The sequence below is a fragment of the Kitasatospora sp. NPDC059327 genome, from assembly GCF_042752535.1.
In the GTDB taxonomy this organism is placed as follows: domain Bacteria; phylum Actinomycetota; class Actinomycetes; order Streptomycetales; family Streptomycetaceae; genus Kitasatospora.
This window is the reverse complement of sequence record NZ_JBHYYB010000024.1, coordinates 63,460-90,327: the sequence shown is the minus strand read 5'-3', so window position 1 is coordinate 90,327 and position 26,868 is coordinate 63,460. Positions and strand designations below refer to the sequence as shown.

The window sequence follows — 26,868 nt, the reverse complement described above, 5'->3', positions numbered from 1 at the left end:
CGGCCACCGCCCGGGGCACCCGGGCCACAGCCCACCCGGCGCCGCCCGGCGGGCCCTCACCGGTACCAACGGGAGCGGCGCCCCATCGAGTTCACCACCCGCCCGATGCCCCGTCCCGCCGGGCACCACCCACCCGGGCACCGGCACGCGGGTGGGACGCGGTCGCACCGAACCGGATCGGCTCCGTCCCAACCGTGCCCGGGCCCCGCCGGCGCCGCCGGCACGATCCGTCGGCGAACCATGCCCGAACGCGGCCCGAACAGGGCGATTACCGATCGGTATCATGCCACCGGGGGCGTGTCGTCGGGCGGAGGGGGAGTCGGTTGACAGACGAGGGCGGGACGGGCGGGACGGGCGGGACGGGCGGGACGGGCGGCACCGCGGGGGCGCTGCGGTTCGCGGTGCTCGGGCCGGTGCGCGGATGGCGCGGAGACGTGGAGCTCCCGCTCGGTTCGCCGCAGCAGCGGAGCCTGCTGCTGGCCCTGCTGTTCCGGTCGGGCCGGCACGTCTCGGGGGCCCAGCTGATCGACGACCTGTGGGGCGACGAGCCACCCGCCCGGGCCACCGGGGTCATCCGGACGTACGTGCACCGGCTGCGGCGGGTGCTCGGGGCCGAGGCGCTGACCTCGGCCGGCGGCGGGTACCTGCTCGCTGTCGGCGGGGGTCTCGACACCGGGCGGTGCGAGGCGCTGCTGGGCGAGGCCCGGGCGCTGCGCGCGGACGGGCGCCACCCGGAGGCGGCCGCCGCGCTGCGGGCGGCACTGGCCCTGTGGCGCGGCGAGCCGGTCTCCGGGCTGCCCGGCCCCTACGCACAGCGCCAACGCCGGGAGTGGGACGAACGGCGGCTCGCCGTCACGGAGTCCCTCCTGGAGGCCGAGGTCGACGGCGGCCGGTGGGCCGAGTCGGTCGCCGGGCTGCGCGCCGCCGTCGAGGAGCACCCGCTGCGCGAGCGGCTCTCGGAGCTGCTGATGCTCGCGCTCTTCCGCTCCGGGCGGCAGGCCGAGGCGCTCGCGGCGTACCGGGCGGCGGACCGCCGGCTCCGCGCCGAGCTGGGTGTCGGCGCCGGGCCGGGTCTGCGCGAGCTGCAGGCCCGGATCCTCTCGGCGGACGCGACCTTGGCGGCACCGGCCGGGCGCGCGACCGCTCCGACGCCCCCGGAACCGACCGCTCCCGCCGTCGGGCCGGATCCGGCATCCACTCTCGTTCCGGCCCAACTCCCGGCCACCACAGCCGATTTCACCGGGCGGCAGGCGGAGGCCGAGGCCCTGCGGGCCGCTCTGCGGGAGCCCGGCAGTGTGCCCGTCGCAGCCGTCGCGGGCATGGGCGGGGTCGGCAAGACCGCACTCGCCGTCCACGTCGCGCACGGCCTGGCCGCCGAGTTCCCGGACGGTCAGCTCTACCTCGATCTGCACGGCGCGGACGGCCGCCCGACCCGTCCCGAGGAGGCGTTGGCGGTCTTCCTGCGCTCCTTCGGCGTCGTGGGCGAGGCGATCCCGGCGGGCCTCGCCGAACGGTCGGCCCGCTACCGCTCGTTGCTCTCCGGCCGCCGGGTCCTCGTACTGCTCGACAACGCGCGCGACGCCGAGCAGGTCCGGCCGCTGCTGCCGGGCAGCGCGGGCTGCTCCGTCCTGGTCACCAGCCGGACCAGGCTCGGCGCGCTGCCCAACGCCCGCTTCGCCGAACTGCCGGTCCTCCCGGCCGAGGAGGCCGTCACCCTGCTCACCCGGGTGGTCGGCGCCGAACGGGTGGCGGCCGAGGAGGAGGCGGCCCGCGAACTCGTCCGGCTCTGCGGCCGACTGCCGCTGGCGGTACGGATCCTCGCCGCCCGGCTGGCCTGCCGGCCGGGCTGGACCATCGCCCGACTGCTGGCGAAGCTCACCGCCGACCGGTACCGGCTGGACGCGCTGCGCAGCGGGGACCTCGCCGTCGAGTCCTCGTTCCGGTTCGGCTACGACCAGCTGGGCTCCGAACAGGCCCGCGCCTTCCGGCTGCTGGCCGTCCCGGAGGTGCCCGAGCTGTCCCCGGCCGCGGTCGCCGCCGTGCTCGACCTACCGGAGCCGGCCGCCGTGGAACTCGCCGAGTGCCTGGTCGACTGCTCGATGCTGGAGGTCTCGGCGCACCCCGACCACTACCGCTACCACGACCTGCTGCGGGCCTTCGCCCAGCGGGCCGGCCAGGAGGTCGGTGGGCGGGCCGGCCGACGGATCGGCCCGGAGGGGGCCGAGGAGGATGCCGCGGAGGACCGGGAGACGGAAGCCGACGAGTCGGCGGACGCGCTGGCCCGACTGGCGGACCACTACCACGCGCGGGTCTCGGCCGCGCTCGGCGCGTCGGCCGCGCGGCCCGGACTCGCCGTCGGTGAGTACCTGGGCGTCGGTGCGCTGGTGAGCCAGTGCGCCAAGCTCCCGGGCCGCCCCGCCGGTACCGTCGGGGCCCTCGACCGGCTCGCCGAACTGCTGCTGGGCTGCTGCCTGTTGGCCGACTCCGGCCAGGTCACCCGCTCGCTCGGTCATGCCGCCAACGCCCTGCTGCGCGCCGCGCTGGAGCAGGGCGACCGGACGGCGGAGGCCCGGGCCCGGCTGGTGCTCGGCCGGCTGCTGACCGAGGTCGGCTCCGCGCCCGCGGCGCTCGCCGAGCTGCTCCGGGCCCGGGACCTGTGCACCGCGCACGGGCTGTCGCAGCCGCTGCTGGCGCTCGCGCACGGCTCACTGGCCGCCTGTTTCGTCCAGATCGGCCGCCCCGACGAGGCGGTGACCGGCTTCTCGGCCGCCGTCTCGGTCTGGCAGCGGGTCGGTGACCGGCGCGCGCTGGCCGCCGAACTCATCGACCTCGCCGGGGCGTTCGCCCGGCAGGGCCGCTTCGACGCGGCGAACCGGGTGGTCGACCAGGCATTGCTGGTCAGCCATGAACTGGCCGACCGCGCGCTGGAGGCACGCGCCCGCGACTCGCTGGGGACGATCGCCCACGACCGCGGCGACCACGACCGGGCGGTCGCCCACCAGCGGGCCGCGCTCGCCCTGACCGACCCGGACGACCACCGCCGGACCGGCCGCGTCCTGCTGCGGCTCGCCGAGTCGCTACGCGCGGCCGGGCCCGGTGCGGAGGCGGTCGACGCGGCGGGGCGCGCGGTCGACGCGCTGACCCGGGACGGCGACCACCGGGGCCGCGGCCTCGCCCTGGCCACCCTCGGCGACGCCCTGGCGGACCGCCGCTTCGGCGGCCCGGGCCCGGCCGGTGACCTGGCCCGGGCCCGCTCCTGCTGGGCCGAGGCCCACGGCATCCTGGCCCCGATCGGCTCACCCGAGGCCGACCGCCTCCTGCCGCTGCTCGGCGGCGACCACCCCGGCGGCCCGCCCCGGCAACGCTGGCCCTCCTGGCTCCCCGCCTGAGCCGACGCCGGGCCCCCGGGCGGGGCTGGCGACCGGCGCCCCCGCCTGGGCGAACAGTCGGCCCCCGGGCGCGGGGCCGGGGCCGGGGGCCAGGGGCGGCCGCTCACGCGATCAGGCGGCGGTGACCGTCCAGGTCTGCTCGGACGAGCCGTCGCAGAGGCGGATCGCGGCGGGCACCGAGGGACCGGCGGCCGACAGGCAGCGCAGGGAGTCCTTGGTGATGACGATCATGTACCCCCCGGCCACCGGAACGAACGACCAGATCTGGTTCGCGCTGTAGGGCGGCGAGCGCCACAGCTGCGCCCGGGAGTACGTCTCCTCCAGGTCCAGCACCCGCGTGAACCGGGTGGCGCCATTGGCCAGGAAGTACCCGCCGCCCTGGTGCGGGTTCAAGGTCCAGACGGCGGCGGGGCCGCCGTCGTCGCTGGTCGTGACCACGGGGTTGCCGTCCTGGTCGAGGGCCCCCTGGTCGTACAGGACGGACCCGCCGTTGCTCAGCCTGGCCCGCGACGGCAGCGGGCCGACGGGCTGCGTCGGCGGCTTGATGGGCGGAGTGGTGTAGTACGGCGGGGGCGGGGGCGGAGGCGGGGAGGGCGAGGCGTAGGTGTAGGCCGGGGAGGGCGAGGGCGAGGGCTTCGCGGGCGGCGCCGTCGTGGGGTAGACCGGCGGGACCGGCGCCGCGGAGGTCTCCGGTACCGGCGAGGGCGCCGGGGCTCCGGGCGCCGACGAGGCCGCCGCGGGTGGCCCGCCGGCCGACGGTCGTGCGGGGGTTCCCGCCGCACCGCCCTGGTTCTCCGGGGTGCCCACGGCCCCGCTCCCGGCCGCTGAGCCCGGCCCCGTGCCCGAACCCGCGCCCGGCCCCGCGCCTCCCGGCGTGGTCGGTGCGGGCGCCCCGGGGGTCGTCGCCGCTCCCGGCGAGGACGCTCCCGGCGAGGACGGCACCCCCGACTCGGGGCTCTGGGGGCCCGGGGCGGAGAGCGGGACGGCCAGGCCGGGCGGAGGCACCGACGTCTCGCCGACGGCCGGCCCGCCGTCCGCGGCGGCGCGGTCCCCGTGCGGGCGCAGCACCGTGGCCGTACCGGCGGTGATCGCACAGCAGAGCAGGACCGCCCCCGCCACGATCAGGGGCCGTCGGCGGCGGCCGCCGAGGGCGGTCCGCCACCGGGCCGGCGGGCGGCGCGCGGCCGCCCCGGGGACGACCACCGGGCGCGCCGGCGCCACGACCACCGCACGCCCGGCAGTACCCGGCGGCGGGCCGTCGACCGGTTCGCCGTCGGCGGCGGCCCGGGCAGCCGCCGCCATGGTGGCGGCGTCCGGCCAGCGCTCGGCCGGGTCCTTCGCCATCGCCCGTTCGACCAGGGCCCGGACCGGGGCCGGGACGTCCGCCGGCAGTGGTGGCGCGGGCTCGGTCAGGTGCTTGAGGATCACCTCCAGCGCGGTCTCCCCGTGGAAGGGCAGCCGCCCGGACAGGCACTCGTAGAGGACGACACCGAGTGAGTACAGGTCCGCCGAGGCGCCGACGGTGCCGGTGGAGGCCTGCTCCGGCGCCTGGTACGCGGCGGTGCCGAGCACCATCCCGGGTACGGTGAGCCGGGTGTCGCAGCCGGGGCGGGCGATGCCGAAGTCGGCGATGACCACGCGCTCCTCGCGGACCATCAGGTTGGCCGGCTTGATGTCCCGGTGGACGACGCCGGCCTCGTGCGCCGCCTGGAGCGCCGCCAGCACCTGGAGCGCCATCCCCAGCGTCTCCCGGGCGCCGAGCAGACCGCGCCGGTCCAGGATCTCGCTCAGCGGCTCGCCGTCGATCAACTCCATGACCAGGTAGGCGATCGGACGGCCGGTGTTCCCCCAGGCCGTGGTCCAGGACCGGCCGCCGTCCGTACGGCCGGAGCCGAAGTCGTGCACGCCGACGATGCCCGGGTGCCGCAGCCGGGCCATCACCCGGGCCTCCTCGTGGAACCGTTCGGCGAAGCCGGGCTCGTCCAGCAGGGCGGGTTTCAGGACCTTGACGGCCACCCGGCGACCGAGCACCTCGTCCTCGGCGAGCCAGACATCGCCCATCGACCCGCCACCGAGCCACTCGTCCAACCGATAGCGGTCCCCGAGCGTGGTGCCACGCATGATCCTCCCCGACCCCGTTCGTCCGCGCGCCCGCCGCCATGGGCCCGGGCCGGGCCCTCGGTCGCGTCGACGACCTTCTCACCTGCGAATAAACGCCGACTTGCCGAACAGCGCACACCACACTCCGCCTACCGGACGCGGCCCACCCCTCCGCCCCGGCCGTCCGTTCGGCCGACGGTCCGTCCGCGTCCGCGGTGATGGGCCGTCGACACCGTGTGCGGCGCCGCCGGGTGGCCCGGGCCGCAGACCGGTTCCACGGGAGTCGCCCCGAGAGGAGAACTCCCGGACGAGCACCCGCCGTACGGCCGCCGCCACCGTGCTGTCCGCCGCGGCCTTCGTGTCCGAGACGGCCTTCGGCGCCGGGACGGCGAGCGCGGCCGAGCCGCCGCCCTCCCACGGCATCGAGTACCGGATCTCCGACCACGCGGGCGGCGCCCTCCCGTGGGACGGGCGGAACGCCGGCTCCACCGGGGTGGTGCGCCACGGGAACGCGTCCTCGTGGGACCCGCCCTCCCGCCGCGCCCCGGCGCCTCCGGTGTCGCCGGGGCGCGGCGGCGTGTCCGGACCGGCGGGGCTCTCACCGCACGGCCCCGGCGGGCGGACCGCGGGCGTCAACGCGGCGCTGATCGATCATCGACAACCCACTGGTGTGCTGTCGGTGTCCGCGGCCGCAGTCGCGCCCGCGGTCCACCGACAGCAGGAGAGCCCCGTGTCCCACCCCTCCACCCGAAACCTCCGCCCCCGCGCCCGGTGGGCGGGGGCGGTGCTCGCCGCCTCCGCGATATCGGTCAGCAGCCTCACGCTGCTCGCCCCTCCGGCGAGCGCCGCGCCGACCACCACCACACCGGCCAACAGCGCCACGGCGGCGAACAGCACCCCGGCGAACGCCACGGCGGACGTGGTCGAGCAGATGATCACGATCCGGGACCACCAGAACCAGCACGCGCTGGCCAGTGCCGACGGCGAGGCCTCCCGGATCATCGCCCGCAACTACCAGGACGCCTCCACCTCGTTCTGGATCTCCAACAAGCCGGGCGGGCGGGTGGACTTCGCCCGCAACGTCAACGGCACGGAGCGCGTCCTGGAGATGGACCTCAACGACGGCCGGTCCACCCAGTTCATCCACTGGTGGGCGGGCGACAACCAGCAGTGGACCCTGGAGTCCGCCGCCGAGGGCGGCACCTACCTCCACAACGCCCGCGACAACCGCTGTCTGACCTACCACGGCCTCGACCGGGAGGTCACGGTCGAGAACTGCGACGGCGGCATGTCCCAGCGGTTCGACCTGAGCGGGCCGGGCACGGGGACCGGCACGGGCACCTCCGTCGAGCAGCGCTTCGTCGACCGGCTCAACGCCGTGCGCGCCCAGAACGGCAAGGCGCCGGTACGCCTCGACCGGACGCTCGGCCAGGCCGCCAAGTGCAACGCCGACCAGATGAACCAGCGCCGCGTCTCGGGCCACTTCTGCGACTCGGCGGGCATCGCGCGGGGACTCGGCTACGCCTGGCGGGGGTTCGGTGAGATCGCCTTCTACGGCCCCACCGACATCGACGCCGCCGTCGACGGCTGGATCAGGTCGCCCCAGCACCTGGGGATCATGCTCGGCAACTACACCGAGGTCGGTCTGGCCCGGACGGGCGCCGCCTCCTGGAACGCCGACTTCGGCACCCGCTGACCGCCGGGGCCGCACCGCCACCCCACCCCCGGCGGGGCGGCCCGCACCACCCCCACCGCCGTGCGGCCGACGCACGGCGACCGCACGGCGAGCGCGCGGCCACGCCCGGTACCACCGGGTCCGCCCGACCGCTCGCCCTGCTGTCGGGCGGGCAGCGGGCATAGCCTGGACCTGGACCCAAGCCCGGACGCGGTGGCCGGCACGAGCGCCTGGCCGCCCCGCGATGCCGACCCGCCCCGCGATGCCGCCCGGAGTCAGGAGGAGCCGGCCATGAGTAACCCTGTCGTCGTGGGCGTCGCCGCCTCGCAGTCGAGCCTGGAGGCCGTCGAGTGGGCGTCGGACGAGGCCTGGTTGCGGGACGCGCCGCTGCGCCTGGTGCACGCCTGGTTCGGTGAGGCGGCGCACGCTCCCGCGGGCCAGGAGACGCGGCTCAGCAAGGACGCCGGCGCCGGGCTGCTGGAGGCGGCGCGCGACCGGGCCCTGGTCCGGCGCCCCGGCCTCGCCGTCGCCACCGAGCTGGTGAACGACCATCCCAGGCAGGCGCTGGCCGCGGCGGCCGACGGCGCGCTGCTCGTGGTGGTCGGCACACGGGGGTCGGGAGGCTTTCCCCGCCTGCTGCTCGGCTCGACCAGCCTGCAGACCGCCGCTCACGCCGCCTGCCCGGTCGTCGTGGTGCGCCCCCGCGAGGCCGAGGCCGGTGCCGGTGCCGAGGCCGGGACCGGTGGCGGTGTGCTGGTGGGCGTCCGGGGCCGGGGTCGCGACGACGAGGTCCTGGCCTACGCCTTCGACACCGCCCGGCGGCGCGACCTTCCCCTGCACGCCGTCCACGCCTGGGCCTACCCGCTGGTCACCGGGCCCGATCACGACCTCCCACTGGTCTACGAGGAGGCGGACATCGCCGACGAGCACGAGCGGCTCCTGGCCGAGGTGCTGGCCGGCCGGCGTGCGGAGTACCCGGAGGTGACCGTCACGACGACCGCGGTGCGGTCCAACGCGGCCCGGGAGCTGGTCGCCGGGTCGCAGTCGCACCAGCTGGTCGTCGTCGGGCGGCACGGCGAGCCGCACGGCCCGCTCGGCCGGCTGGGCTCGACCAGCCAGGCGGTCGTCCAGCACGCCGGCTGCCCGGTCGTCGTCGTGCCGGTCTGAGCCCCGGCGCGGCCGTCACCCGGCCCGCCGCCCGTCACGACCCGTCACGACCCGTCACGGTCATCACGGCCCGGACTGCGGGCCCGGGCAGGACCCGCCCTGCCCGTCCTGCCCGTCCACACGGAACGTGGTGCCATGGGAGGGACGACACGCAAGCGGGTCGGACCGGGAGGAGAAGCCATGACACCCCTCGGCAGCAACCGTCCGGTGGTCCTCGGTGTGGACGCGCTCGCCCCGGAGGCGACGCCGGTGGCCTGGGCCGCCGACGAGGCGGACCGCCGCGGACGGCCACTGCGCCTGGTCCACGCCCTCCCGCCGACCTCCCAGGACGCCCGCGTCTTCGGGGCGGAGCGCTACCGCGAGGAGCTGCGCGAACGCGGCCGGCAGGCCCTGGACGAAGCCGCCGACGCCGCCCGCCGACGTCACCCGGGCCTGTCCGTGACCACCGCCGTCGCGGCGGACATCGCCGCCCCGGCACTCTGCCGGGAGTCCACCGACGCCGAGCTCGTGGTGCTCGGCTCCCGCCGGCTGAACCGGCTGGAGGAGGTGCTGAGCGCCTCCTCGGTGGCCGTCCCGGTGAGTGCCCAGGCCCACTGCCCGGTGATCGTCGTCCTCGAAGCCGAGCCCGGCGCCGGGGCGGAGCCGACCGCGCCGGAGGAACCGTACGTCGTGGTCGGCGTGGACGGCAGCCCGTCGTCCGCCGCGGCGGTGGCCTTCGCCCTCGATTTCGCCGCGCGGCGCGGGGCCGCGCTGCGCGCCGTCCGGGTCCGGCGGTCCCGGCTGACCGCCCGGGTCGACGAGGACGCGGCCGTGGCGGACCTGCGGCGACTGCTGGACGAGGCCACGGCCGGCCGCCCGGCGGGGCACCCCGCCGTCACGGTCACGCACGGTGTGCTCCTCGGCCACCCCGTCGAGGAGCTCGCCAAGGTCTCCGAGCACGCGCTCGGCGTCGTGGTGGGGCGCCGGGGGCGCGGCGGGTTCACCGGTATGCGGCTCGGGTCCGTCCCGCACGGCCTGCTGCACCGCGCCCACTGCCCGGTCGTCACCGTGCCCCTCCCGCCGGCCGGCGGGGACTGAGCGCGGCGGCGCCCGCGCGAGCGCCGTGGGCGGCGATCGCCGCCTGCTCGTCGGCGATGTCGGACAGCACCGACCTCGGCGGCGCGACGCTCTCCGGCGAACCGGCACCCTCATGCTCCCCCTGCGAACCGGCCATCGCCGATCCCCCCTTCCCCGTCGCCGCTTCCTCGCCACCAGTCACTTCTGCTCCCTCGCCCTCTCCGCGACCGCCACCGCCACCACCCTCGTCACGCGAACTCCCGCAGCCGCGGCCGGACCCCCAGCGCCGTGAGCGCCGACGCCACTGCCAGGAGCCCCGATCCGAGAGCGGCGGAGGAGGTGTCGAGATCGTCGTCGGTGGCCGCGACCGCACGGTCGAGCGCGTTCCGGTTGATCGCCTGGACGTCGTCGAGCGCCGTGCCGAGGATGCCGAAGTCGGCGTTGGACTGTCCGGCGGCGAGGCCCGTGTTGAAGGCCACCGCCTCCTTCAGCCTTCCCTGTCCGTAGAGTTCGCGGATCGTGCGGTCGTCCCGCTGGTAGGCCTGGAACGCCGCCAGCACCCGCTCTGCCGCGTCCTGCTCGCCGGCGAAGGTGACATTGCGCGACTCGTCCCCCAGGAACCCGCCGAACGGAACCCTGGCGTGGTCGGCCCGGTGCGCGTCCGCCAGGGCGGCGAGTCCGGCGTTGTAGGTCGGGAGGGTGGCGCCGTCGACCCGGGCGAAGGACTGCGTCTTGTCGAAGAAGCTCTGCTCGTACGCGGCCGCCCGGGCCGGATCGGTCAGGTAGCGGCTCTCGTCCGCGTTCAGGTCGTACGCCACCGCGCGGGCCCGGCCGAGCGCGATCACCGAGTCGTAGGAGTCGCTCTTGGCGACGACCAACTGGTGCTCCGCCCGGGCCGCGAGGGTCGAACCGGCCGCGAGCCCGAGGAGCACCAGCAGCGTGGCGGCGACCAACGGGACGTTCAGCAGACGACGGTAACGATTCGTCAGGACGATCTGCAGGGCGACCAGGGCGGCGAGCGCGAGCAGGCCGGCGACCAGGATCCACCACCGTCCGGCACCCAGATCGCCCCGCTGCGCCACGTACGTCCGCCGCACGGTCTCCGAGTTGGCCGCCGTGACCTCGTCCACGGCGGGCAGCAGTCGCTGCCGCAGCAGGTCGGTCGCCTCCCGGTACGCCGCGAGCGCCTCGGCCGCCGGCCGGCCGGCCGGCGCGTGGGCCTGCTCCCCCAGGAGCTGGGCCCGGGCCACCCGGCCCTCGTAGCGGCCGAGCTCGCCGATCACCGTCTGCACCGCCCGTTGACCGGCCGGATCGCCCACCACCGCCTCGGCCACCCGCTGAAGGTCGCTGTCCGCCTGGGCGCGACGCCGCTCGTAGGTGTCCAGGGTCTGCCCGCGCAGGTTGGCGAAGTCCGGATCGGCACCGAACAGGAGCAGATTGGCCGCCTGGGCGTCCATGTCGTTCAGCGCGAAGTACAGGTCCGCGGAGCGCACCACCTGGGGTGCGGCGCGGCGGCCGATCGCGTCGGTCCCCTCCCGGGCACCGGCCAGGACGGTGGCGTCGACGGCGCCGGCCACCACCAGCGCCGCCAGGCAGAGTCCGGTGAGACCGCGCACCAGGCGCGGTGTATTCCACCACGACCGGTGGAACAGGCCTCGGGACGCCCCCGCCCGGGAGAGCCGGTGACGGGGGGCGCGCGGCGCGGGTGTCGGATCGACCGGCTCGAAGCCCGCCACCCCCGGCGAGCCCGTCCCCACGACAACCGATCTGCCCGACATACCCGTTGGCATCGCCGTGCGCCCCCCTACCCTGTTCTCACCGGCCGCCGAACGGCCCCGGAGGAACTGCCGGGGCTGGGATTCGGCACGGTGCGCCGTCCAGTCGTCGACCTGCTGGCGAACCGTTTCCTCACCGCTGACGCTAGGCCCGACCGGATCCCGGCCGGCCGGTCCCCAACGCCTCCTTGACGCCCCGCCGAAGGATCTTGACGCACCATTGGCGGGGCGCACGAGCGGCTCGGGAGAGCGGGCTCACAACAAGCAGCGGGCTCGGACAGCAGGCTCAGGCGGCCTGGCCGACGAGTTGGTCGGCCAGCTTGACGAGCCGCTTCTGCGACCGCTCCTCCTGCGCGACCGCGGCCGTCGGAGCGAGCTCACCGCCGTCGTAGTACTCGCCGTTGAGCAGCGACACCTGCGGCAGGCACAGGCGCACCACGGCGGCCGCGCCCTCGGCCGCCGGGCCGCCGACCCGGCCGTACAGCGGCAGCAGCGCAGTCTCGCACAGCCCCGGATGCAGACTCACCGCCGTGATGCCGGAGCCGGCCGGAGCCATGTCGGCGGTGGCCATGGTCAGCGCGAGCTGCGACTGCGCGTACGCCGCGACCCGCGAGTACCGCTTGACCCGGTGCGGGTCGGACCAGTTCATCGAGGCCGTGCGGTGCAGGGACGAGGAGACGTTGATGACCCGGGCGTCCCCGGCGGCCGAGAGCGGGGCGCGCAGCAGCCTGGTGAGCAGGTGCGCGGCGAGGAAGTTGACCTGGAGCGAGATCTCGTTGCCGTCGCCGGTGAGGGTGCAGCGCTCGGGTGCCGGTACGGCGGCGTTGTTGACCAGCAGGTCCAGCGCCGGGTAGCGCTCCACGACCGCGCCGGCCAGCCCGGCGACCTCCGAGAGTCGGGTGAAGTCGGCCGCCAGGGCGACGAGTCGGTCCCGCCTGGCACCGGCGGCGACCAGCCGGTCGACGGCGTCACCGGCCTCGGCGGGGGTACGGGCGTGCACCAGGACGGTGGCCCCGAGCCCGGCCAGCAGGCGGGCGCTCTCCCAGCCGATGCCGGAGGAGGCTCCGGTGACCAGGGCGGTGCGGGCGGACAGAACAGCGTCGGACATGACCCATCCAAGGGTGGCGGGCATCGCCGGGGTGCCGGACGGCGTGCCGGAACACGCGGCCGGGGGCCGGCGGTGCGGAGAGGGTGGAACGGTGAGAGGCACGTCCGCCTCCCCGGACCAGGCGGTGGGGGGAGGGGGACGGGCACGACGCGACGCGCCGGCCGCCGGCGGAGCGGGGAGGCTCGGACCTACCGGACGGCGGCGGCGACCGCGGCAGCGACGACTCGCGACCGCGGATGCGGCGGGCGGTCGTGGTGGCGCGTCGAGCGGTTCATGCCCCCATCCAACCACCCCGCCGCTCCCGGGCAAGCCGCTCCCGCCGGCCCTGACGGGCCCCTGACGCCTCCCTGACGCCTCTTTGACGGATCGTCAGCACCGGTACGGTCCCGCGCGCGCCGGGTCCCCCTCGCACCGCCTCCCGCCGCCCCCGCGCGCACCCCCTCACCCGACGTGCACGCGCGGGCGGCGGCTCCGGTCCGGCTCCGCCTCGCGCAGCACCTCCCGGGTCACCGGCGCGACCTCGCCGTGGCCGAACAGGAAGAACCGCAAGAACTGGGCGAACGGATTGCCCTCGGTCCACTCGAAGTAGATGTGCGGCTGCTGCCCCGTCCGGTCCCGAATCTGGATCAGCAGCGCCGCCAGGGCGTTCGGCACGCTGGAGCTCTCCAGCGACAGCACCCGGTAGCGGTCGTGCATCACCTCGCCGTGGACCGTCAGCACGGTCTCGAACTCCGAGGGGTCGAGCACGGTGACCTCCACGAACACCAGGTCGTCCTCGGCCGGGATGTCGTTGTCCGCGCGGATCTGGCGCTTCTTCTCCTGGTACTCCGCCAGGTCCCGGCTGTTCGGCTCGTTGGCGATCAGCCGCAGCGGACGGTGCGTGTAGTCGCGGACGAACCGCTCGGCGGCCTCGTCGAACACGACGTCCGTCACCCGCAGTTCGAAGGCCCGCTTCAGCCGGGAGAGCAGCGACACCAGGACGATGCCGGCGATGAAGCAGGCGCCGATCTTCACACCGTCCGGCCGCTCGGCGATGTTGACCGCCGTGGTGTAGACGAAGACCCCGGCGATCACCGCGAAGCCGATCGTCCAGTTGCGCTGCCGGGCCTTGCGCGCGGCGATGGTGACGGCGATCGCGGCGGAGCTGATCAGGACCAGCACACCGGTGGCGTAGGCGCCGCCCTGGGCGTCCACGCTCGCGTCGAAGAGCCAGGTCACCAGGAAGGCGATCAGGGTGAGCACGATGACCATCGGCCGCACCGCCCGTGCCCAGGCCGGCGCCATCCCGTAGCGGGGCAGGTAGCGCGGCATCAGGTTGAGCATGCCCGCCATCGCCGACGCGCCGGCGAACCAGAGGATGAGGATCGTGGAGAGGTCGTAGACGCTGCCGAAGGTGTTGCCCAGGTACTCGTGCGCCAGATAGGCGAGGGCGCGCCCGTTGGCCGCCCCGCCCGGCTCGAACGCCGACTTCGGGATCAGCAGCGTGGTGATGAAACTGGTGGTGATCAGGAAGACGCTCATGATCAGCGCCGCGGTGGTGAGGAGCTTGCGGGCTCCGCGGATCCGGCCGGTCGGCTTCTCCTCGGTGTCCTCCGGATCGCCTTCGATGTGCGGCATCACCGCGACACCGGTCTCGAAGCCGGACAGGCCCAGCGCGAGCTTGGGGAAGGTGATCAGCGCGACGCCGATCATCGCGACCACGTTGCCGTGCTCGGCGGTCAGCGCGCTCGACCAGTCGGTGACCAGGTCCGGAGACCGCAGGACCTCCCAGAGCCCGGTGGCGACGACCACCACGTTCAGCGTCAGGTAGATCGCGACCAGGACGACGGCCAGGCCGATCGCCTCGCTGAAGCCCTTGAGGAAGACCCCGCCCAGCAGGGCGACCAGGATCAGTGTGATCAACACCTGTTTTCCGGAGAGGGCACTGCTGAGATGCGGGTTCTCCACCAGGTGCGCGGTGGCGTCGGCGGCCGACAGCGTGATGGTGATCATGAAGTCGGTGGCGGCGAACCCCAGCAGCGCCAGGACGAACAGCTTGCCCTTCCAGAACGACAGCAGCCGCTCCAGCATCGCGATCGAGCCCTCGCCGTGCGGCGACTCGTGCGCCACCCGCCGGTACACCGGCAGCGCGCCGAACAGGGTGACCAGCACCAGCACGATCGTTGCCACCGGCGACAGCAGACCGGCCGCCAGCGCGGCGATGCCCGGCTGGTACCCGAGCGTCGAGAAGTAGTCCAGGCCGGTCAGGCACATCACCCGCCACCAGCGGGCCCCCTTGTGCTCGACGGGCGCCTGCGCGTGCGGTCCGGGGTACTGCTTGGCCATGTCGGCCAGCCCGTCCAGCAACCACGCGCGCAAGCGCTGCCGCCCCGACGGCGCGGCCCCCGGAACGGCTGAACCCGACGAAACCACGCCGCACCCCTGTCCACGGACTCGCGCCACCTCACCGTCGGAGCGACGGCAGGGCGACAGGGTATGCAGCGCAGATGATCAGACCGCGCAGCGCCGGGGGAATGTCGCCGCAATGGCGGAACGCTCTCCCCCGGCCGCAGGCACGCTCACCGGTCGGACTCCCAGCGGGCTTCGAGCCGCCGGACGCCGTCCGGGCCCGTCACGGACCGCCAGGCCGCACGCATCCCGCTCCTCCTGCCGGCGGCGCCGGACGCGCCGGCGCCCGTCGCCCCGCCCGCGGCCCGGAGCACGCTGCTGTCGAGCGGGCTGTCGACCAGCCTACGGACCACCCCCGCCAGAGCCGCCCCCGCCGCCGCCCGGACACGGGAGCGGCCGGGGGAGCCGGCACGGGAACCGACGGGGAACGGCGGGCGCTGGAAGGCGCCGGGAACGGCCACGTGGACCTCACCTCCGGTAGAGCATCGCGCGATGCGGCCGGCCGACGGGCCCGGGCCGGCTCCGGGAACACCGGGGCGGTCACCCCGGTCCGGATCCCTCCGGGCCCGTCGGCCCGGGACATCCGAGGCCAGGGCCGCGCGGGCGGCTGCCGGCCGCCCCTGACACGTCCTTGACTCCGCCGGGGCGCCCCCTGACGGGGCACTGACACCCGAGCCGGCGGCACGCCGCCGGACCCGCGCGGCCGCACCGCAGTGCCCCGTCGCCGCCGCGCCCGCGCGCCCCACCCGGGCCCGCCGCGCGGACCGCGGCGGGCGGGCAGGGCTCGGACCGGTGATTCGCCCGTGGAACGCCCGATGCGGCACAGTGGCCCCATGAGCGCGGACACGAGGAGTCACCGGGTGGCCGGGCAGAACGGGCCCGGTCGGCGACGGCCGGTGCAGCAGCGCAGCCAGGAGCGCTACCAGCGGCTCCTGGACGCCTGCGCGGGGCTGCTCGACGAGGCCGGCGCCACCGCGCTCACCACCAAGGAGGTCGCGCACCGCGCCCAGGTGCCGATCGGCACGCTGTACCAGTTCTTCGCCGGCAAGGAGGACCTGCTGGCCGCGCTCGCCGGGCGCAACCTCGACCGGTACCTGGAGCGCCTCGACCGCCGGCTGCTCGACGAGGCGCCGACCGGCACCGCCGGGTTCACCGACCTCGCGGTGGACGAGTTCGTCGCGATGAAACGGGCGGTGCCCGGCTTCGGTCAGGTGGACTTCGGGCTGGCCGGCGCGGCCGTGCCCGCCGGGCTCCGGGACGACCTGCACCTGCTCGACACCGATCTCGACAACAACGCCGCCGTCGCGCTGCGGCTGCAGGCACTCGGCGGAGAACTGTTCGCGACGACCGACCCCGCGGCGCTCACGCTCGCCCTGCGGGTGGCCCTGGAGGCCGCGGACGCCGTGCTCAAGCTCGCCTTCCGCAGCGCTCCGGACGGCGACCCGGCGCTGATCGCCGAGTGCAAGCGGCTGGTCCGCTGCTACCTCGCCGAACAGCTCGGCCCCCGCTGACCGCGCCCGCCGACCGGTCCCGGCAAGCCCCGACCCGCCACCGAGCCGTTGCGGGCCCGCCCGCGGCGCAGCACAGTGGAAGCAGGACGGCCGGCGGCGCGGCCGGCGCTACCCGAGGAGCAGACCATGCACGCAGCGGTAGGTGACCAGCTCCACATCCACAGCAGGTCGGTGGGCATGGTCGACCAGAAGGGCGAGATCATCGAGGTGCGCGGCGCGGAGGGCGAGCCGCCGTACATGGTCCGCTTCGAGGACGGCCACACGGGCCTGATCTACCCGGGCCCCGACTGCAACATCGAACGCCGCGAGGCGCTCCACTGACCCATCCGGCCACCACCCCGGGCCCGACCGGCACGGGGTGGTGAGTCACGTGTCCGAGCCCGCCCTGCCCGGCCCGCTCGCCGGGCTGGCACCGCTGCTCGACCAGTACGGCTACCCGGCCGTGGCACTGTTCGTCCTGCTGGACAACTGCGGCGTCCCCGCCCCCGGCCAGACCATCCTGGTGCTGGCCGCCGTCTACGCCGGAACCGGGCACCTCGGCTTCGCCGGCGTGGTCGCGATCGCCTTCGCGGCCGCGGTCCTCGGCAACAGCCTCGGCTACCTGATCGGCAGCACCGGCGGCCGCGCCTTCGTCCAACGGTGGGGCCGCTACGTGCTGCTCACCGCGGCCCGGATGCGGCGCGCCGACCTCTTCTTCGCCCGGCACGGCGGCAAGGTCGTCACCGTCGCGCGCTTCGTGGACGGGCTGCGCCAGACCAACGGCATCATCGCCGGCACCACCGAGATGCCCTGGCGGCGGTTCCAGCCGTTCAACGTGCTCGGCGCGGCGCTCTGGGTGGGGGTCTGGTCCGCCTTCGGCTACCTGGCCGGGGCCAACATCGGCGCGGTGTACCGGACGGCGGTGCGCTACCAGCTGTGGCTGCTGATCGCCCTCGGCGTGCTCTGCGCGGCGCTCGCCGCCCGGCAGCTGCTGCGCCACCGGCGGCGCCGCCGCGAGCACCCCTGAGCCCCCGGCCACCCGGCCACCCGGCCACCCGGCCACCCGGCCAGCGTCCCTCAGTGCAGCGGGAAGACCTCGAACGGAACGGCGAACCGCGTACCGAGCCGGCTGCCGGCACCCCGGGCGAAGCCCTCCAGGAACTCCCGGGGCTCGGCCATCGCACCCCCCAGCCCGGCCAGGTACGCCTTGTGCTCGGCCAGCGACGCGACGCCCTTGTCGAAGTGCTCGGTGGTGTCGACCGCGTGCCGGGCCTCGGGCGAGGCGACCGCCCAGACCGCCCGCACCCCGCCCCACGGCTCGTAGCCCTCCGCCGACAGCTCGCGGAACACCCAGCGGTTGGCGGCGTCCCGGACCGCGTCGAGGGTGGCCCGGCCGACCGCGATGTGGTCGGCCTGGTTGAGGAACATCCCGCCGTAGGTCTCACGGAAGTTGCTGGTGATGACGATGTCCGGACGGTGGCGGCGGACCACCCGGGCGATGTCACGGCGCAGTGGCAGCCCGTACTCCAGCACGCCGTCCGGGTGGCCGAGGAACTCGACGGTGTCGACGCCGACCACGGCGGCCGAGGCGATCTGCTCGGCCTCGCGCAGCGGGCCGCAGTCCTCCGGGCTCATCGTGTCGATCCCGGCCTCGCCGCTGGTGACCATCGCATAGACCACCTTCTTGCCCTGGGCCGTCCAACGGGCGACGGCGGCGGCGCCGCCGTACTCCATGTCGTCGGGGTGGGCGACGACGGCCAGCACGGTCTGCCAGTCCTCGTCGACGGGCTCGAACGGCTCGGGTGCCTGCTGGTCACTCATGGTGGTGCCGCCTCTCGGTGTCGCGCTCCGCACGGTCGTGCGGTCGTACGGTCGTACCGGTGGCGACTCTAGAAGATCATCGGGCCGATCGAGCGTCAGACACCTCTCCACCACGGCTGCTTGACCCTGACGCGCGGGTCAGGGGTTAGCGTCCCGGCACCCGCGGCGGAACAGACCGCTGCCCCCGGCACCGACGGAGAACCCCGATGCCCCTCCCCACCACCGCCCGCGAGGTCCGACTGACCGCCGCCCCCGGCGGGCTGCCCGCCCCGGAGCACTTCGCCCTGGTCGAGACCGCGCTGCCCGCCCCCGGACCGGGGCAGGTCCTGGTCCGCAACCGGGCCTTCCTGGTCTTCCCCGGCCTGCGCACGCTGATCGGGGGCGAGACGGCCGGCCTGCCGCTGCCGCCGATCCGGCCGGGCCAGGCGCTGTTCGGCCCGGCGCTCGGCGAGGTGCTGGCCGCCCCGGCGGACAGCCCGCTGCGGCCCGGCGCGCTGGTCACGCACCTGCACGGGTGGCGGGACCACGCGGTCGGCGACGCCGCCGACTTCACCCCGGTGGACGCCTCGCTGCCGGATCCGGTCGCCCTCCTCTCCCCCGGCTCGGCGGCGTACGGCGGGCTGACCCGGTCGGCCGGGGTCCGGGCGGGCGACATCGTCCTGGTCACCGGCGCGGCGGGCGCGGTCGGTACGGTGGCCGGGCAGGTCGCCCGGTTGCTGGGCGCCGCCCGGGTGATCGGCACCACCGGTTCGCCGGCGAAGGCGGCCCGGCTGACGGCCGAACTCGGCTTCGACGCGGTGCTGGTCCGCGGCGCCGGGCCGATCCGCGAGCAGCTGGCCGAGGCCGCGCCGGACGGCGTCGACGTGCTGCTGGACACCGTCGGCGGCGAGCAGCTCACCGCCGCCGTCGACGCGGCCCGGCCCGGCGCGCGGTTCGCCCTGGTCGGGGCGCTGGCCGGACAGCTGGCTCCGGACCGGCTCGGCGGCAGCTCCCCGGCCGTGGTCGACACCTTCCGACTGCTGAGCCGGGGCGTCACCTTGCGCGGGTTCCGCGGCGTGGACCACCCCGACCTGGAGGCGGAGTGGCGGCTGCGGTTCGGCGACTGGCTGCGTGCCGGGCGGATCACCTTCCCGTGGACGGCCGTGGCGGGCCTCGACCAAGCCCCGCTGGCATTGCCGCAGCTGATCGAAGGCCGTACCTTCGGGGCCACGATCGTCGAGGTCTGAGGAACGTCGGCACGGTGGGAGCGCCGACGGGGCCGTGTCGCCCGCTCCGCCGGCTCGACGGCAGGACGGCGCGTCGACGAGACGGGCCGGGAGAGCGGGGGCCTGATGCGGATCGGCGACGCGGCGGCAGCGGCGGGCACCACGCCCCGGGCACTGCGCTTCTACGAGCAGCGCGGGCTGCTGCCGCCACCGGCGCGGTCGGCGACCGGCCAGCGCGAGTACGGGCCGACGGAGGTGGCGCTGGTGCGGGCGATCCGCGCCCTGCTGTCGCTCGGCCTCACCGTCGAGGACCTGCGCAGCCGCGCCCACCGGCTCCCGCTGCTGACCGGCGACGAGCCGCCCCCCTGTGACTCCGCCGGCGACTCGGGCCCCGAGACCTTCGGCCCGGTGGTCGACCGGCGGCTGGCCGCCCTGGACGCCGAGATCGCCCACCTGACCGCGCTGCGCGACAACCTGGCGCGGGCCCGCCGGCCGTCCCCCGGCCCCACTGCGGCCGACCCGCCCCCGAGCCCGAGCCCGACCTGACCGGGCCGACCCGACCGCCCCGACCAAGCCGGCCCCGCACACGCCGACGCGCCCCCGGCGCCGGGCCCGCTCCGCCCCGGCGCCGTACGTTTCTCCCATGGCACGGAGCTCACGAGCCGGCCGGCTCGCACCCCCCAGCTGGCTCACCGCGGGCCTGCGCCCGCACCCCGCGCCGATCCCCTGGGCCGCCGTCGCCCGTGCCTCGGTCGCCCTCTCCGCCCCGCTCGCCGTCGGCTTCGCCACCGGGCGGCCCGAGTACGGCGCCCTCGCCTCCATGGGCGCGCTCTCCGGCGTCATCGGCGACACCGCCGACGCCTACCGGATGCGGGTCTACAACATCGCCGTCCCCCAGCTCTTCGGAGCCGTGGGCGTCACCCTCGGCACCCTGGTGTACGGGGAGGGCTGGCTCGCGGTCGTCGTACTCACCCTGATCGCCCTGGTCTCCGGCATGATCTCCTCGATCGGCGCGGTCGCCTCGGTGTCGGGGCTGCTGCTCCTGCTCAACGCCGTCGTCGGTGCCGGCCTGCCGATGCCCGCGCCCTGGTGGAAGCCACCGCTGCTGCTGCTCCTCGGTGGCCTGGTGGTGCTCCTCCTCACCCTGTTCGCCTGGCCGCTGCGCGGTGGCGTCCCCGAGCGGGCGGCGGTGGCCGCGACGTACCGGACGGTCGGCGACTTCCTCCGGGCCGCGGGCACCCCCGCGCACGACGAGCGGCGGCTGGCCGTCACCCAGTCGCTCAACCGGTCGTACGACCTGCTGCTCGCCCACCGCACCCGCCGGCACGGCCGCTCCCCCGGGCTCACCAGGCTGCTCGCCCAGCTCAACGCCGTGATCCCGATCGTGGAGGCCGCCTCGGCCGCCAAGCTGCGCCCGGCCTCCCTCGGCCCGCTGCCCGACGTGTACCCGGCGGCGGCCCGGGAACTGGCCGACACCGTCGAACGCGGGCGCCCCGGCGTGCCCCGCGCGCTCGACCTGCCCGCGCCGACCGGCCCGTCGGAGCGGGCCATCGACCAGGCGCTGCGCTACGCGGCCGATGTCGCCGGAGAGCCCGCGCCCGACCCGTTCGGGGGGATCGACCGGCTCGGCCGCCCGGCCGTCCTCCACGTCCGGGCCCGGCGCACGGCCCGGGCCGCCCTGCTCTCCGGGGCGTCCTGGCGGTACGGCCTGCGGCTGGCGCTCTGCATCGGCCTCGCCCAGACGCTGGTCTCGGTGATCGCGGTACCCCGCTCGTACTGGGTCGCCCTCACCGTCACCTTCGTCATGAAGCCCGACTTCGGCTCCGTCTTCTCCCGCGCCGTGCTGCGGGCGTTCGGTACGGCGATCGGCCTGCTGATCGCGATCCCGGTCCTCGCCGAGGTACCGCGCGGCTGGTGGGACGTGCCGACGATCGCGGTGCTCGCGATGCTGATCCCGGCCTTCTCCGCGAAGGGCTACGCCTTCCAGACCGCCGCCATCACCCCGGTCATCCTGCTGCTGTCCGACCTGCTCAACCACCAGGGCTTCCGGCTGGTGGCACCCCGGCTCTACGACTCGCTGATCGGCTGCGGGGTCTCGCTGGTCGCCGGCTACCTGCTGTGGCTGGAGTCCTGGCACACCCGGATCGGCGACCGGCTCGCGGACGCGGCGGCGGACACGGCCGCCTACGTCGCGCTGGCCTTCGACCCGGAGCCCGGCCGGGACCAGTCGGCCCGGCTCCGCCACCGGCGCAGGCTCTACCGCGACCTGTCCGCCGTGCGGTCGGAGTTCCAGCGCGCGCTCACCGAGCCGCCGCCCACCGGAGCCCGGGCCGCCGCGTGGTGGCCGCTGGTCATCGCCGTCGAACGGATCGTGGAGGCCACCACCGCGACCCGGGTCCGGATCGACCACGGGGTGCCCCCGCCTCCCGCCGCCGAGGTCGCCGCCATCAAGCTTGAGCTCGACGAGCTGGCCGAGGCCCTGCGGGCGGGCGCGACGGACCCGGCGCCGGCGCCGCGCCCGCCCGCCGCCCCGCCCGGGCCCTCCGAGACGGATCCCTCGGGCACCGCGGACGCCGGCACGGAGGAGGACGGGGTGCTGGCTCCGCTGCGCCGCGAGGTGCGGGCGGCACGGGCGATCGCCGCCCCGGGCCCGCGCTGAGCACCCGGCCGGCCGTGCGCCGGGAGCGAGGGGCTCGGCTCGCTCCCGGATCGGCGCTCACTTCCCGGTCGGCGCCCTGTGCCCGATCAGTGCTAGAGGGACGGTCGATGCTCGGTCACATGCCGGTGCTCGATTCCCGATCAAAGCTCGCCGCCCACCTGTCGGCGCTCTGTTCCGGAGCAACGCCGGCCCACGGCTCCGCGCCGGCCCACGAACCGACGCCGGCCCCCGGCTCCGCCCTCAGTCCTGGATCCGCTGCCAGGGCCGGTCCGCTTCCAGGGCGAACGCGAGCTCCAGCAGCAGCCGCTCACGGCCGTGCGCGGCCGAGAGGTGCACTCCGATCGGCAGCCCGTTCCCGGCCGACTCGGCCGGCAGCGAGATCCCCGGACCGCCCGTCACGTTGTTCACCGGGGTGAAGGCCACATAGCGGCCCAGCCGGTCCAGCAGCTCGTCGAAGGCCACGTTCGGGCTCAGGTGCCCGATCGGTGGTGCCACGTGCGCCAGGACCGGCGAGAGGATCACGTCGTGCTCGCGGAAGAGTCCGCCGTACGCCGCCTCGGCCTGCCTCAAACGGCGCAGCACACCGGGCGTACGGTGGAATTCGCGGTGGAAGCGCCGCCGCAGACCCGTGGTCAGGCCGTCCAGCTTCCGCGCCTGGAAGCCCGGGTCCAGCAGCAGGCGGCCGGTGCTGGCGATCATGAAAGCGATACACCCCCAGTAGAGCGTGAAGTCCCGGGAGAAGTCCTCGCCGAACGGCAGCGTCGCCGGGGTGACCTTGTGCCCCATCGCCTCCAGCCGCGCGGCCGTCCGCTCGACCGCCTGCCGGGTCGGCCCGTCGGTGACGGCGAGCGGGGAGTCCGCCACCAGTCCGATCCGCAGCGGCCGGTCGCCCGGCCCCTCCACCAGGCCCAGCGGCGGCATCGCCGGGTTGCGGTGGTGGAGTTCGGCGGCGGCGAAGAAGGCGGCCGTGTCCCGCACGGAGCGCGTCACCACGCCGTCGGTGACGAGGTCGATCGGCAGTCGGCGGCCCTGGTCGTTGGCCACCAGCCGGCCGCGTGTCGGCTTCAGGCCGACCAGACCGCAGCAGGCCGCCGGTATGCGGATCGAGCCACCGCCGTCGTTGGCGTGGGCGATCGGCACGACGCCGGCCGCCACCAGCGCGGCCGCTCCGCCGGAGGACGCCCCCGGCGAGTGCGAGGTCCGCCACGGATTGCGCACCGGCCGCGCCTCGGCGAACTCGGTCGAGGCGTTGAGGCCGAACTCCGGCATCCTGGTCTTGCCCAGCACCGCCAGACCGGTACTCAGGAACTGCTCGGCGAAGCCGGCGTCGCGCCGCGCCGGCTTGGCGCGGAACGCCGAACTGCCCTGCCCGGTGGGCATCCCCCTCAGGTCCACGTTGTCCTTGAGGTAGCTCGGGACCCCGAACAACGGGGCCCCGTCACCGGCCGGGGCGCTTCGCGGCTGCCCGTAGGAGGCGAACGCGACGGGCGCGAGCGCCGCGTCGACCCGCTCGGCACGCGCCGCCGCGGCGGCGGCCAGCTCACCGGGCGCGACCTTGCCGGACCGTACGAGCGCCGCCAGTGCGACCGCGTCGTGCTCCCCCAACGCATCGTCCCCGAACGCGTGGACCCGCTCCTCGGACATCCGAACTCCCCATCCCTACCGGTCGGTAATACCACGAGAGTTCCGCAGTCTAGGCGCGCTCCGCCCGCCCGGACACCCCACCGGACGGCAGTCGGGCGGCCCTTGGCCGGACGGCCCGCGCCGGGCGCTCCCGCCCCCACGGCGCCCCCAGTACCCTGAGGTGGCCCCGGAGCACCGTCGCGGTGTCACCCGAGGCGCCCGCAGCACACCCGAAGCGAGCCCTCCCCCGAAAGCGGTCGTGATGAGCCGACTCCCGATCGCCGTGCTCGGCGAGTGCGTCGCCGACGCGTTCACCGGCTCCTCCGCCGACCGGCGCCCCGGCGAACTCACGCTGCGGGTGCTGCCCGGCGGCGGCCCCGCCAACACCGCCGTCGCGCTGGCCCGACTGGGCACCCCGACCCGCTTCCTCGGCCGGATCTCCGCCGACCCCTTCGGCGAACTGTTCCGGCAGCACCTCGTCTCGTCCGGCGTCGATCTCGCCGGCTGCGTACGGGCCGCCGAGCCCAGCACCCTGGCCCTCGCCACCCTCGACGAACAGGGCCAGGCCCGCTACTCGTTCCACGCCGAGGGCACCGCCGACTGGGCCTGGACGCGGGCCGAACTCGCCGCCCTCCCCCTGGCCGGCGCGAGCTGCCTGCACACCGGTTCGCTCGCCCTGGTGCGTGAACCCGGCGGTCCCCGGATCGAGGAGCTGCTGACCCGGGTGCCGGGCCGCCCGACCGTGTCGATCGACCCCAACGTGCGTCCGCTGCTGGTCGATCCGGCGCTCTACCGGTCCCGGCTCCCGCGCTGGTGCGCGGCCGCCGACATCCTGCGGCTGAGCGCGGACGACCTCGACCTGCTGCTGCCCGGGGTCTCCCCCGAACACGCCTGCGACACCTGGCACCTGGCCGGTGTCCGACTGGTCGTGATCACCCTGGGCAGCCGCGGCGCGCTCGCCTCCCTGGACGGCGAGCGGGTGACCGTCCCCGCCCCGGAGACCGTGGTGGTCGACACCGTCGGCGCCGGCGACGCCTTCACCGGCGGACTGCTGCACCATCTCGGCGGGATCGGCCGCCTCGGTGACCGGCTCGACGGGCTCACCCCGGACGAGGTGCACGACGCCTGCCGCTTCGCCGCCCGGGTGGCCGCCCTGACCTGCTCGGTCGCCGGCCCCAACCCGCCCTGGCCGGCCGCCCTCCGGGTCGCGCACCGCCCGACCGCGCCGTAGACCACCCCCGCCGGCCCGCCCCACAGCCGACCCTCCCCCGTGACGACACCTCCCCCGTAACGATGCCTCCCCGCAGCAACGCCTCCCCGTGGCAACGCCACCCCCGAGGCCCTTCGCCCGCGGGCCACCCCGGCGGACCTCCCCGAGTAGGCTCCGAAGATCGGCAGTCCACCGACCGTCTGCCCACCCACCCTCGTCCGGCACGACGCGATCCACCGCGTCAGCACCGAAGGCAGGCCCGCATGCTCGACTACGACGACACCGGATTCCGCCGCGCCGGCGCACCGCACCGGATCATCTCCGGCGCCCTGCACTACTTCCGCGTCCACCCCGACCTCTGGGACGACCGGCTGCGCCGACTGCGCGCGATGGGCGCCAACACCGTCGACACCTACATCCCCTGGAACTTCCACGAACTGCCCTCCGGTGAGGTCGACTTCACCGGCTGGCGGGATATCGCCCGGTTCGCGGCACTGGCTCAGGAGAACGGCCTGGACGTGATCCTGCGCCCCGGCCCGTACATCTGCGCGGAGTGGGAGTTCGGCGGCTTCCCCGCCCGGCTGCTCGCCGTCGACGGCCTGCGGCTGCGCTGCGCCGACCCGGCCTTCCTGGCCGAGGTGGACGGCTGGTTCGACGCCGTCGTGCCCGAGATCCTGCCGCTGCTGGCGAGCCGCGGCGGGCCGGTGGTCGCCGTCCAGATCGAGAACGAGTACGGCAGTTACGGCAATGACGCGGCCTACCTGGGCCACCTGCGCGACGGGCTGCTCGGCCGGGGCGTGGACTGCCTGCTCTTCACCGCGGACGGCGCCGAGGAGTTCATGCAGCAGGGCGGCGCCGTCCCCGGCCACCTGGCCACCGCCACCTTCGGGTCGCGGCCCGCCGAGCGGTTCGCCGTCCTGCGCCGCCACCAGCCCAAGGGCCCGCTGACGGCGATGGAGTTCTGGATCGGTTGGTTCGACCAGCTCGGCGGGCCGCACCACGTGCGGGACGCCGAGGAATCCGCCCGGGCCCTCGACGACCTCCTCGCGACCGGCGCCTCGGTCAACCTCTACATGGCGCACGGCGGCACCAACTTCGGCTTCTGGGCGGGCGCCAACCACGCCGGCACCCACCCGTACGAGGCCGGCTTCCAACCCACCACCACCAGCTACGACTACGACGCGCCGATCGGGGAGGCGGGCGAACTGACCGAGAAGTTCCACGCGTTCCGCGCGGTCATCGCCAAGTACGCCCCGCTGCCCGACGTGGCGCTGCCGGAGCCCGCCCCGCGGGTCGCCCCGCGCCGGCTCGGGAGCGCGACCGGCCGCGTCCGGCTGCTGGCCGCTCTCGACACGCTGTCCGCGCCGGTCCGCAGCGCGGCGCCGGAGCCGATGGAGAAGGTCGGCCAGTCCCTCGGCCTGATCCACTACCGCACCCGGGTCCCGGGCCCCCGTCCCGCCCTGCCGCTGCGGATCGACGGCATCGGCGACCGCGCCCAGGTGTTCGCCGACGGAGTGCCGCTCGGCGTGCTGGACCGCAACGCGCCCGGCGAGACGCTGTCACTGGAGACCGGGCCGGCCGGGGTGACGCTGGACATCCTGGTGGAGGCGCTGGGCCGGGTGAACTACGGCCCGCAGCTCGACGACCGCAAGGGCATCGGCCGCGGCGTCTCGCACGAACGGCAGCGCCTCTTCGACTGGGAGATCCGCCCGCTCCCGCTCACCGACCCGGGCCCGCTCGCCTTCGGCCGGGACGCCGCACCGGCGGCCGACGGCGACCCGGTGTTCCACCGGTTCGAGGCGACGCTCGACACCCCCGCCGACGCCTTCGTCGCCCTCCCGGGCTGGGGCCGGGGCCTGCTCTGGCTGAACGGCTTCCTGCTCGGCCGCTACACCCGGCAGGGCCCGCAGCGCACCCTGTACGCGCCGGCCCCGCTCTGGCGACCGGGCCACAACGAGCTGGTGGTACTCGAATTGGAGACCCACGCCGACGCGATCGAGCTGCGCGACACCCCTGACCTGGGCACCACCGCCGCCGCTCCCAGCGTGGACTACTGAGCCGCCCGGCCATCGACCGCACCGCCGAGCCGAACCCACCACTGAGCCGAACCCACTCCCGAGCCGGGCGGGGCCGGTAACCCCCCGGAACGGCCCGGGCCGTCAATACGGGCTGGTGGTTATGTGAAAGTAAAAAATTTTGTAA

19 protein-coding genes are annotated in these 26,868 nt (G+C 75.6%); 12 read left to right on the top strand and 7 right to left on the bottom strand.

From position 1 onward, the window contains the following. Window positions 1-323 precede the first annotated feature (323 nt). A complete protein-coding gene (locus ACFXHB_RS17290; RefSeq protein WP_380575113.1) occupies window positions 324-3,389 on the top strand; it encodes a BTAD domain-containing putative transcriptional regulator in 3,066 nt (1,021 codons plus the stop codon). Between the two features lie 111 nt (window positions 3,390-3,500). On the opposite strand, the gene ACFXHB_RS17285 is transcribed toward ACFXHB_RS17290, so the two are convergent. Continuing rightward, entirely contained in the window at window positions 3,501-5,510 is a 2,010-nt protein-coding gene (locus ACFXHB_RS17285) for a serine/threonine protein kinase (RefSeq protein WP_380575111.1), read from the bottom strand. Between the two features lie 316 nt (window positions 5,511-5,826). Here ACFXHB_RS17285 and ACFXHB_RS17280 point away from each other — a divergent pair, with 316 nt between their 5' ends. The 3 genes from ACFXHB_RS17280 to ACFXHB_RS17270 all read left to right on the top strand — a co-directional run bounded on the left by ACFXHB_RS17280 (window position 5,827) and on the right by ACFXHB_RS17270 (window position 9,408). Continuing rightward, on the top strand, window positions 5,827-7,185 hold the full coding sequence (locus tag ACFXHB_RS17280; RefSeq protein ID WP_380575110.1) for a CAP domain-containing protein: 1,359 nt from the start codon (window positions 5,827-5,829) through the stop codon (window positions 7,183-7,185). A gap of 270 nt (window positions 7,186-7,455) precedes the next feature. Further along, window positions 7,456-8,331 carry a universal stress protein gene (locus tag ACFXHB_RS17275; RefSeq protein ID WP_380575108.1) on the top strand — a complete coding sequence of 292 codons (876 nt, stop codon included), beginning with the start codon at window positions 7,456-7,458 and terminating at the stop codon, window positions 8,329-8,331. Between the two features lie 180 nt (window positions 8,332-8,511). After that, window positions 8,512-9,408 carry a universal stress protein gene (locus ACFXHB_RS17270; protein WP_380575106.1) on the top strand — a complete coding sequence of 299 codons (897 nt, stop codon included), beginning with the start codon at window positions 8,512-8,514 and terminating at the stop codon, window positions 9,406-9,408. A 227-nt stretch (window positions 9,409-9,635) separates the two neighbouring features. On the opposite strand, the gene ACFXHB_RS17265 is transcribed toward ACFXHB_RS17270, so the two are convergent. The 4 genes from ACFXHB_RS17265 to ACFXHB_RS17250 form a co-directional block, all read right to left on the bottom strand. Further along, window positions 9,636-11,003 carry a hypothetical protein gene (locus ACFXHB_RS17265; protein WP_380575105.1) on the bottom strand — a complete coding sequence of 456 codons (1,368 nt, stop codon included), beginning with the start codon at window positions 11,001-11,003 and terminating at the stop codon, window positions 9,636-9,638. 445 nt (window positions 11,004-11,448) lie between these two features. Beyond that, window positions 11,449-12,270 (bottom strand): SDR family NAD(P)-dependent oxidoreductase, encoded by an 822-nt coding sequence (locus tag ACFXHB_RS17260; protein ID WP_380575104.1) that lies wholly within the window; start codon window positions 12,268-12,270, stop codon window positions 11,449-11,451. Between the two features lie 441 nt (window positions 12,271-12,711). Then, a complete protein-coding gene (locus tag ACFXHB_RS17255; protein ID WP_380575142.1) occupies window positions 12,712-14,595 on the bottom strand; it encodes an amino acid transporter in 1,884 nt (627 codons plus the stop codon). A 233-nt stretch (window positions 14,596-14,828) separates the two neighbouring features. Next, on the bottom strand, window positions 14,829-15,119 hold the full coding sequence (locus tag ACFXHB_RS17250; RefSeq protein ID WP_380575103.1) for a hypothetical protein: 291 nt from the start codon (window positions 15,117-15,119) through the stop codon (window positions 14,829-14,831). A gap of 372 nt (window positions 15,120-15,491) precedes the next feature. On the opposite strand from ACFXHB_RS17250, the gene ACFXHB_RS17245 reads away from it, so the two are divergent. From ACFXHB_RS17245 to ACFXHB_RS17235, 3 genes are all read left to right on the top strand, one after another. Next, on the top strand, window positions 15,492-16,169 hold the full coding sequence (locus tag ACFXHB_RS17245) for a TetR/AcrR family transcriptional regulator (RefSeq protein ID WP_380575101.1): 678 nt from the start codon (window positions 15,492-15,494) through the stop codon (window positions 16,167-16,169). A gap of 126 nt (window positions 16,170-16,295) precedes the next feature. After that, window positions 16,296-16,490 carry a DUF1918 domain-containing protein gene (locus tag ACFXHB_RS17240; protein WP_380575099.1) on the top strand — a complete coding sequence of 65 codons (195 nt, stop codon included), beginning with the start codon at window positions 16,296-16,298 and terminating at the stop codon, window positions 16,488-16,490. Window positions 16,491-16,539: 49 nt separating this feature from the next. Beyond that, window positions 16,540-17,175, top strand: a complete 636-nt coding sequence (locus ACFXHB_RS17235; protein ID WP_380575098.1) for a DedA family protein — start codon at window positions 16,540-16,542, stop codon at window positions 17,173-17,175. Between the two features lie 50 nt (window positions 17,176-17,225). Here the strand turns inward: ACFXHB_RS17235 and ACFXHB_RS17230 are convergent, their stop codons facing one another. Then, window positions 17,226-17,969 carry a PIG-L deacetylase family protein gene (locus ACFXHB_RS17230; RefSeq protein ID WP_380575097.1) on the bottom strand — a complete coding sequence of 248 codons (744 nt, stop codon included), beginning with the start codon at window positions 17,967-17,969 and terminating at the stop codon, window positions 17,226-17,228. Window positions 17,970-18,175: 206 nt separating this feature from the next. Between ACFXHB_RS17230 and ACFXHB_RS17225 the strand changes: the two genes are divergently transcribed. The 3 genes from ACFXHB_RS17225 to ACFXHB_RS17215 all read left to right on the top strand — a co-directional run bounded on the left by ACFXHB_RS17225 (window position 18,176) and on the right by ACFXHB_RS17215 (window position 21,833). Beyond that, a complete protein-coding gene (locus ACFXHB_RS17225) occupies window positions 18,176-19,195 on the top strand; it encodes an MDR family NADP-dependent oxidoreductase (protein WP_380575096.1) in 1,020 nt (339 codons plus the stop codon). A gap of 105 nt (window positions 19,196-19,300) precedes the next feature. After that, the gene (locus ACFXHB_RS17220) at window positions 19,301-19,720 is read left to right on the top strand and encodes a MerR family transcriptional regulator (RefSeq protein ID WP_380575095.1); all 420 of its coding nucleotides are present in this window, start codon (window positions 19,301-19,303) and stop codon (window positions 19,718-19,720) included. Between the two features lie 97 nt (window positions 19,721-19,817). Beyond that, window positions 19,818-21,833, top strand: coding sequence for an FUSC family protein (locus ACFXHB_RS17215; protein WP_380575094.1), 2,016 nt, complete (start codon window positions 19,818-19,820; stop codon window positions 21,831-21,833). A gap of 240 nt (window positions 21,834-22,073) precedes the next feature. Here the strand turns inward: ACFXHB_RS17215 and ACFXHB_RS17210 are convergent, their stop codons facing one another. Beyond that, complete coding sequence (locus tag ACFXHB_RS17210; RefSeq protein WP_380575093.1) at window positions 22,074-23,477, bottom strand: amidase; 1,404 nt, start codon at window positions 23,475-23,477, stop codon at window positions 22,074-22,076. A 241-nt stretch (window positions 23,478-23,718) separates the two neighbouring features. Between ACFXHB_RS17210 and ACFXHB_RS17205 the strand changes: the two genes are divergently transcribed. Beyond that, entirely contained in the window at window positions 23,719-24,687 is a 969-nt protein-coding gene (locus ACFXHB_RS17205) for a carbohydrate kinase (protein ID WP_380575092.1), read from the top strand. Between the two features lie 242 nt (window positions 24,688-24,929). Next, on the top strand, window positions 24,930-26,723 hold the full coding sequence (locus ACFXHB_RS17200; protein ID WP_380575091.1) for a beta-galactosidase family protein: 1,794 nt from the start codon (window positions 24,930-24,932) through the stop codon (window positions 26,721-26,723). Window positions 26,724-26,868 lie beyond the last annotated feature (145 nt).